Annotated in this window: 8 protein-coding genes and 1 pseudogene; 6 read left to right on the top strand and 3 right to left on the bottom strand. The window is 57.3% G+C overall.

Annotated elements, in window-relative coordinates; genetic code table 11:
- Nucleotides 1-6 precede the first annotated feature (6 nt).
- On the bottom strand, nt 7-177 hold the full coding sequence (locus tag CW267_RS18295) for a hypothetical protein (RefSeq protein WP_002892370.1): 171 nt from the start codon (nt 175-177) through the stop codon (nt 7-9).
- A 324-nt stretch (nt 178-501) separates the two neighbouring features.
- Between CW267_RS18295 and CW267_RS30695 the strand changes: the two are divergent.
- Nucleotides 502-642 (top strand): annotated as a pseudogene (locus tag CW267_RS30695) (hypothetical protein).
- A 45-nt stretch (nt 643-687) separates the two neighbouring features.
- Entirely contained in the window at nt 688-1992 is a 1305-nt protein-coding gene (locus tag CW267_RS18300; protein ID WP_100781070.1) for a citrate synthase, read from the top strand.
- Between the two features lie 50 nt (nt 1993-2042).
- Here CW267_RS18300 and CW267_RS18305 read toward each other — a convergent pair whose 3' ends face one another.
- Together CW267_RS18305 and CW267_RS18310 are read right to left on the bottom strand one after the other, a co-directional pair.
- Nucleotides 2043-2348, bottom strand: coding sequence for a hypothetical protein (locus CW267_RS18305; protein WP_008805476.1), 306 nt, complete (start codon nt 2346-2348; stop codon nt 2043-2045).
- The gene (locus tag CW267_RS18310; protein WP_008805477.1) at nt 2326-2988 is read right to left on the bottom strand and encodes a LuxR C-terminal-related transcriptional regulator; all 663 of its coding nucleotides are present in this window, start codon (nt 2986-2988) and stop codon (nt 2326-2328) included. Before CW267_RS18310 ends, CW267_RS18305 begins: the two co-directional genes overlap by 23 nt.
- 471 nt (nt 2989-3459) lie before the next feature.
- Between CW267_RS18310 and CW267_RS18315 the strand changes: the two genes are divergently transcribed.
- From CW267_RS18315 to CW267_RS18330, 4 genes are all read left to right on the top strand, one after another.
- The gene (locus CW267_RS18315; protein WP_004151792.1) at nt 3460-4020 is read left to right on the top strand and encodes a fimbrial protein; all 561 of its coding nucleotides are present in this window, start codon (nt 3460-3462) and stop codon (nt 4018-4020) included.
- A 58-nt stretch (nt 4021-4078) separates the two neighbouring features.
- Nucleotides 4079-4774, top strand: a complete 696-nt coding sequence (locus CW267_RS18320) for a molecular chaperone (protein WP_012968788.1) — start codon at nt 4079-4081, stop codon at nt 4772-4774.
- Between the two features lie 10 nt (nt 4775-4784).
- Entirely contained in the window at nt 4785-7211 is a 2427-nt protein-coding gene (locus tag CW267_RS18325) for a fimbria/pilus outer membrane usher protein (protein ID WP_100781069.1), read from the top strand.
- Nucleotides 7212-7221: 10 nt separating this feature from the next.
- Nucleotides 7222-7481, top strand: a 260-nt coding sequence (locus CW267_RS18330) for a hypothetical protein (protein WP_206054931.1), incomplete at its 3' end; no start/stop codon positions are given.

Raw genomic sequence — 7481 nt, forward strand, 5'->3', positions numbered from 1 at the left:
CCACGCCTAACGCTCGGTCTCTTTCTCTTTAAAGTGTTTAACAGCTTCGTCGTACATCGCCAGCAGGCCGGAAATTTCGCCTTCATATTGCGGCACGCGCTGGGCGCGAACGAGCTCAATCAGCAGCGCATAGGCTGCTTCTTCCGGGGCCGCATGTGGATTGATCAGTCCAGACATATCACCTCCTTAACAGTGGGCTTTTAGCCTACCCCTCGGCGGGAAAACGCAACAGCCTGATATGCAACCAGTACTTCTTATATGGCTCTTGTGAAACCTCAGAGGCGAAGACCTCGGCGGAAATCAATTGAAGGAGGGGTTATCCAGACCACTGGCGTGGCGGTTAGCGGTGCATCTACACCGGCAGCAGGCTCATCATCAGCCAGGCGATGGTAATGCAGATGAGGGTCATCGACAGCACAAAATTCATGGTAGCTCTTCTTCATCCTTTCTTTACTCAGCGTAAATTTTGACAGCGATGATCGCCTTTATCCTTGGCGATTTGTGCCGCTATCCGGCGGTGGGCTGGGGAAAGACGGCCTGTTTCCCCGTGAAGGCCAGTAAAATATCCTCTTTGTCAGGGTTATAGTGATGACATCAATGAATATGCTGCATCACATTGGTTATGTTGGTCTTTCCGCCTGAAGAATGACTTCAGGTCGCTGATAAGCTTGCTGGGGGACTAACAGGATGAGCACTACACCGTTAACGCTTTCTTTTGCCGGGCAACAACCGACCATCGACCTGCCGCAGGTGCCGGGAACGCGGGGGCCGGTGGGAGTCGACATGCGCGGGCTAAATCAGTCCGGATTCTGCAGCTATGACCCCGGCTTCGCCAATACCGCCGGATGCCAGTCGGCGATCTCGTGGATCGATACGGAAAACAGCGTGCTGCTGCACCGCGGCTATCCGGTAGATCAGCTGGCTCGCCAGTGCGATTTTCTCGAAGTGGCCTACATCATGCTGAACGGTGACGCGCCGGATGAGGCCAGCTATCAAACCTTTCGCGAGACCATCACCCGCCATACTCTGGTCCACGAGCAGATAGCCCGCATGTGCAGCGGCTTTCGTCGCGATTCGCACCCGATGGCGCTGATGTGCGCCCTGGTGGGGGCGCTGGCGGCGTTCTATCATGATGTCCTGGATGTGGAAAATCCGCAGCACCGGGCGCTGGCCGCCACCCGGCTGCTGTCGAAAATGCCCACTATCGCCGCCATGAGCTACAAGTACACCATTGAACAACCCGCCGCGTATCCGCGCAACGATCTCTCCTATGCCGGAAATTTCCTGCAGATGCTGTTTGCTATCCCGGCGGAGAAATATGTTCTGAATCCGGTCATCGAGCAGGCGATGAACCAGATCCTGGTGCTCCATGCCGATCACGGGCAGTGCGCCTCGACCACCACGGTGCGTGCGGCGGGCTCCTCCGGGGCGAATTTATTCGCCTGCGTCGCCGCCGGGCTGGCGTCGCTGTGGGGGCCAATGCACGGTGGCGCCAATGAATCGAGCATGCGAATGCTGGAGGAGATTGAAAGCGTCGATCAGGTTCCGGCGTTTCTGCGCCAGGCGAAGCGCGATCCGCAGGCATTTCGCCGGCTGGGTTTTGGCAACTCGCGCTACCGTCACCGCGATCCGCGCGCCGGGATCCTGCGTGAAACCAGCCATCGGGTACTGGCGGAGGTAGGCATGTCCGACCGTTTGCTGCAGGTGGCGATGGCCCTTGAGGACGTGGCGCTGACCGACCCCTATTTTGTGGACAATGGCCTGTCGCCGAGCGTGGATTTCTATACCGCGGTGATCCTCAAGGCGATGAATCTGCCTTCGTCGATGTTTGCGGTGGTCACCGCGGTCGGTCGGACGGTCGGTTGGGTGGCGCACTGGAACGAGATGCACCAGGCGCCGCTGACCATCTACCGGCCACGGCAGATTTACGTTGGCGAGGGCTATCGGGATTACGTCTCCCGACGCGGCGAGCAGTCTGTTGACCTAAGGTAATGCGTTCGGGCAGGAGGCGCGCGGCGCCTCCTGCCCAGGCGGGTTGCTACTTAGAGATGCCGGGAGAGCAGATAGTGCTCGACGGCGGTATATTCGGTTAACCGGGTATACAGCGCCAACAGGGCGCTGAGAAAAGCGCCTACCTCACAGGCTTGCGGCCCGGGTGTGGCGAGTAATGGCTGTAGCGTAGCTTTCAGTTGATCAAGGTCAGACTTCAGCACATACGGTATATGCAGGGTGCTGAGGATGGCTTCAGTCTGCTGGAAATCGTGACGAGATGGCAACGCCTCGTCTGCGCTTAGCCAGCTCAGGATAATCAACATAAGGCGATTTTTAGCGTAGAGATACGATTTCATGGCCTGTCTCCTGTCGGTAGTGGCGCAACACCATCCCCTGAACTTTGTTCATCAGTTCCACGTTATTTTTCACCGCCAGCTTGCTAAGGACGCGTGAACGGTAGTAGTAGACCCGTTTGATCGTGAGCTGCATGGTGCTGGCCACGTGACACAACGGCATTCCCCCCATCAACAGGCTGATTAAAAAAGTTTCCTTACGGGTCAGGTTATAGCTGTCAGGTATGGCGATATAGAGCTTGTCGGCGGGGGGCGACGTCCAGCGCGGAGCGCGGGCAAGCGCCGTACTGAGCCCGGCAAAACTGGTGATGAACTCTGCGCCGAGCACAATGGCGAGGCTGCTTTCGAGCTCGCTCAACGGGTAGCCTGATTTGGCAAAAATAAAGATCCGGATCAGGGGATTAAACGATTTTAAACTGAGCGCGACCTGCAGTACTTCGATGCTGACGCTGCTGTAATCAATAAGGATGGTGCTTAACCGGGCTCCGGCATCGGTCGCAAAAAAAGTATAGAACATCTCACTCTGTCCGCTAAACGGGTAACAGAGCATTTCTTTAATATCCAGAGGCTTGCTGTTTGGTTCATTAATATACGCCTTCAGCGCAATATTAAAATATTCTGAATCCGCAATGCAGATCAACATAATGACCTCCTGGCATAAATACGCTGTGCATGCTGTCCTGCCTGATTCGACAATTTACTGTAGAGAATACCCGTCTGAAATAACATACTCCCTGCGCTTTCAATCGAGGGGGGAGAACGTGGGAGGAGGTGGTTAATAATGAGGGTGAGATATTTAGATCGCATTTTACGAATGTTGTATGGAAAACAAAAAATAAAAATTATCATTTATTTACAATGAGTTATGTTTTTAATGTTGGTTTATTTTATTTCTTTTTCAGAGTGGCGTTAAGACTTTTCTATAAAAAGTAGAAATGGTCCTGGTGGCGAATTTGAATAATAAACAATGAAGTGAGTAGGATGTCAGTGCAGGGAAGGGGTTAAAAGATAACAGGTTAATCCAATGGACTGAGCATTAATAAATTGTACGTATAAAGTACGCCAGGGGTATTTCCTGAACGATTCTCCATAAGCGTGGTGATGAGGAGTAAATATGAAAAAATACAGCAGAGGAATGGCATCTTTCGTGGTGATGATGATGCTTTCTCCGGTAGCGGCACAGGCTGCTGATGGCAAAGTCACCTTTAATGGTGAAGTCATCGAAAATACTTGTACGGTAGTGAATAAAGATAAGACGGTGACCCTGCCGACGGTCCAGCGTTCAGCGCTCAGCAGCGCGGGTGAGACGGCGGGCGTGGTTCCCTTCACCATCGATCTGACGAGCTGCACCCCAGGGGCTGATGTCTCGGTGTACTTCGAGAAAGATCAATACGTTTCCACGGAGGGCCGACTAAAAAATACCCTGTCTGACGGCACGGAAGCAGAAAACGTCGATGTGGAACTGCTGAACACCCGGTTTACGCCGATTAACCTCGCGGAGACTCCGGCGGTCGCTGCAGACGGCACCATTGCTCGCCCGGACGTGATCCCGGTGGCGGTGGCTGAGCAGGATGGTTCCGCCTCGCTGCCTTTCTATGCCCGCTACTATGCGACCGACGCCGCTACGGCTGGAAAAGTCGCTACCTACGTCAACTTTACGGTGGTCTATCCGTAAACCCTGTCCACGGCCCCGCTCAGGGGCCGTTTATCCACCCGGCAAGGAGGAGGTGAATATGCGGCGTATGGTTCTGGCATGGCTGCTGTCCTGCATTTTACCCTCGGCGGACGCCAGCATGGTTATTGACGGCACACGGATTATTTTTCCCGGCGACAAAAAAGAGATCGCCGTCCGGGCCACCAATATGGGGGAGACCCCCTCTCTGACGCAGGTCTGGGTCGACGATGGCCGCGTGCAAAATCAACCGGAAAAAGATTCGGCGCCGTTTATTGTGCTGCCGCCGATTGTGCGTATCGAGCCGGGAAAGGGCCAAAGCTGGCGCCTGGTGTTCAACGGCAGCCGTCTGCCGCAGGATCGGGAGTCGCTGTTCTGGTTTAATCTGCTGGACATCCCGCCTGAGCCGAAAAACGGCACGGCAATCAATTACCTCCAGCTCGCGATACGGTCGCGTATCAAGCTGTTTTACCGTCCGGCAGGCGTGGCGGCGGAAAAAATGGCGCCGGAGAATGCCCTGCGCTGGGCGCTGACTCCCACGGGCAATGGGCTGCGGGTGAGCAATGCCTCATCGCGCTATATCACCATCGACAGCATCACCCTTAACGGACAAAAACAGTCCGCTGGCATGGTCGCCCCTTTTTCCTCGCTGGAGATCGCGCTTAAAGGGGTCGCGCTGCGTACGCTGCCGGAGAAATTCAGCTTCACCACCATCAATGATTACGGCGCGGTAGTGAATCATAATTATCCTCAGTAAGGACATTATTATGAAACTCAGGGAGATCAAGTTTGGGTTGATGCTGCTCCTTCCCTGGCAGGAGGCATGGGCGGCAGAGGCGTTTAGTTTTAACCGCGCCCATTTGCACGGCGCCGCGCAGGTTGATCTCCAGAAATATCAATACGGTAATCCGCTGCACGCCGGACAGTATCGCAGCACGCTCTCGGTGAATGGCCGGGACCTGGCGGAAGAAACGTTTGTTATCCAGGAACACGATGGCCAGCTTGAGCCCTGCATCTCGCCCTCGCTGTTCGACGCCCTGCAGCTGAAGGACGCCCAGTGGCCGGCGGCGGCCACCTGCCTGCGCTTTTCGCAGATCAATAAGGCGATCGGCTGGGAGTATGACAGCGGGGAAAACGTCCTGCGGGTGAATATGCCCCAGGCGCTACTGCAACCCCATTATCGGGGGGCGGTGAACCTGAAGAAGGTGGATAGCGGCGTACCCGCCGCAGTGCTGCGCTATCAGGCCAACAGCTATCAGAGCATCGTCGACGGGGATAGCAGCAGCCATCATTATCTCGGGCTGGATGCCAGCCTGCGCGCCTTTGGCTGGCGTTTACATCACCAGTCCAGCTACCAGGCGCAGGAGGGGAATACACACTGGGATAGCATTGCCACCTGGGCTGAGAGAAGTGTAGTGAACTGGGCGTCCACGTTACGGCTGGGTCAGGGATGGACCGACGGAACCTTCTTTGACAGTGTCAGTTTTATCGGCGGCAGGCTGGCTACCGATGTGCGCATGCTGCCGGGCTCCCGCCGCGGCTTTGCGCCGTCGGTTAGCGGCGTGGCGCGCACCAATGCCCGCGTGACGGTCACCCAGAACGGCGCCCTGTTGTACGAGGCCACGGTTCCGCCGGGCAAATTCACCTTTAACGATCTCTATCCCACCAACGCCGGCGGCGATTTACAGGTAACGATCCATGAGGCGGACGGCAGTCAGGAGACCTTTACCGTGCCGTACGCCGCGCTGCCTGGCCTGGTGCGGGCAGGCGCGGTCTACTATGACCTGTCGCTGGGCTATCTGGATGAGGACGGGATCGCCGGGCGGCCGGGATTTGGCGAAGCCACAGTGCAGTACGGCTTCAATGACTATGTCAGCGGCTATACCGGCGCCAACGCGACGACGGATTATTACTCGACGCTGGTCGGCAGCGCCTTCAATACCTACTGGGGGGCGCTGGCGGTCGATCTTTCCCGTTCTGCGGCGAAGGGCAGGGAACGCGGCTGGCAGGAGGGGTATCGCTGGCGGGTATCCGCATCAAAATCCTTCGCGTCCGATACGCGGATGCTGGTCTCGATGAGCCACAGCAACGACGGCAACTATCGTTCCATTCGCGACGCCGTCCGGGAGCACGACCGTCACCCCAACGACTGGCGGGAGATGACCCGCTACAGCGCGACGTTGTCTCAGCAGGCCGGCAGCGGCAGCCTGTCGTTTAACGGAATCTGGAGTGAGGATGTCCGCCACCACCGCTGGCGCTCCTATCAGCTGGGGTACGCCAACCGCTATGGTCAGCTCAATTACTACCTGTACGCCCAGCAGAGTCAGGATATTCATCACCGCAATAATCAGGTGGTGGGCATCTCCTTTTCGCTGCCGTTCGGGCAGGCGGGCAGCCTGACTACCCGCTTTAACCATGATAAGAGCTACGGCAGCCAGCTGCAGTCCAGCTATACCGGCAGCGCTGGCGAGAAAAATGCCTTTAGCTATGGCCTGACCGCCAGCTACGACATGCCGCGGGAGAACCCGCACGAGGCCAGCGTTGGGGGCAACGGTAGCCTGCGTACGGATTATGCGTACCTGAATGCCAGTGCCAGCGCCGGTCGCCACCAGCAGCAGTACTCGCTGGGGGCATCGGGCGCCCTGGTGGCGCATCAGGGCGGAATGACCGCCACCCCCGAACTGGGGGAAACCTTCGCCATTGTGGAAGCGCCCGGCGCGGCGGGCGCTCGGGTGGCAAACCGCCTCGGACAGCCAATAAACCGCCAGGGTTTTACGATCATCCCTTACCTCGATCCCTTTACCGATAACTGGCTGGATCTCGATCCGCAGGGTCTGAACGACCATGTGGAGATTGTCTCCAGCAGCACGACGGTGGTGCCCGATTCGGGCGCGGCGGTGAAGGTCAAATTTGTCACGCGTACCGGCTATCCCTGGTTTGCCCATGTCACGCTGCCGGATGGCGCGGCGCCCCCGCTGGGCGCGGAGGTGTTTGACGACAGCGGTCGGGCGGTTGGCGCCGTCGGTCAGGGCGGGCTGCTGTATGCCCGGGTGCCGCAGGCCGACGGCAGCGTCTCGGTAGTATGGGGCGAACGCAGCGGGCAACGCTGCCGGTTGGCCTATGCCATCCGCGGCGACGCGGCGCAACAGGTTAGCCGCGGTACGCCGCATCAGGTCTGCCGGCCGGGAATATAGGAGAAGTAATATGAAAAAAATCATCGCATCAGGGGTACCGCTTCTGCTGGCCGGCGGATACTGCGCCTCGCTGTCGGCAGCGTGCCAGATGGTCAGTGGCAAAACTATCGAGTATTCAGTGAACGTCAGCCAGGCCAGTATCAACCTTGACGTCAGCAATCGCCCCATCGGCTCCCTGCTATACAGCTACGGAGGGATGATTATCACTAATAACGAACGCTGGGAGATCGCCTGCAGCGGCAGCGAGCCCGGCGGGTTTCAGAGCATCGG

This window comes from Klebsiella sp. X1-16S-Nf21 (assembly GCF_002837615.1).
In the GTDB taxonomy this organism is placed as follows: Bacteria; Pseudomonadota; Gammaproteobacteria; order Enterobacterales; family Enterobacteriaceae; genus Klebsiella; species Klebsiella variicola.

Bases quoted from the DNA above. Each gene is read 5' to 3' on its own strand.
- CW267_RS18300 (WP_100781070.1), top strand. From the start codon at position 688: ATGAGCACTACACCGTTAACGCTTTCTTTTGCCGGGCAACAACCGACC.
- CW267_RS18295 (WP_002892370.1), bottom strand. From the start codon at position 177: ATGTCTGGACTGATCAATCCACATGCGGCCCCGGAAGAAGCAGCCTAT.
- CW267_RS18315 (WP_004151792.1), top strand. From the start codon at position 3,460: ATGAAAAAATACAGCAGAGGAATGGCATCTTTCGTGGTGATGATGATG.
- CW267_RS18320 (WP_012968788.1), top strand. From the start codon at position 4,079: ATGCGGCGTATGGTTCTGGCATGGCTGCTGTCCTGCATTTTACCCTCG.
- CW267_RS18325 (WP_100781069.1), top strand. From the start codon at position 4,785: ATGAAACTCAGGGAGATCAAGTTTGGGTTGATGCTGCTCCTTCCCTGG.
- CW267_RS18310 (WP_008805477.1), bottom strand. From the start codon at position 2,988: ATGTTGATCTGCATTGCGGATTCAGAATATTTTAATATTGCGCTGAAG.
- CW267_RS18305 (WP_008805476.1), bottom strand. From the start codon at position 2,348: ATGAAATCGTATCTCTACGCTAAAAATCGCCTTATGTTGATTATCCTG.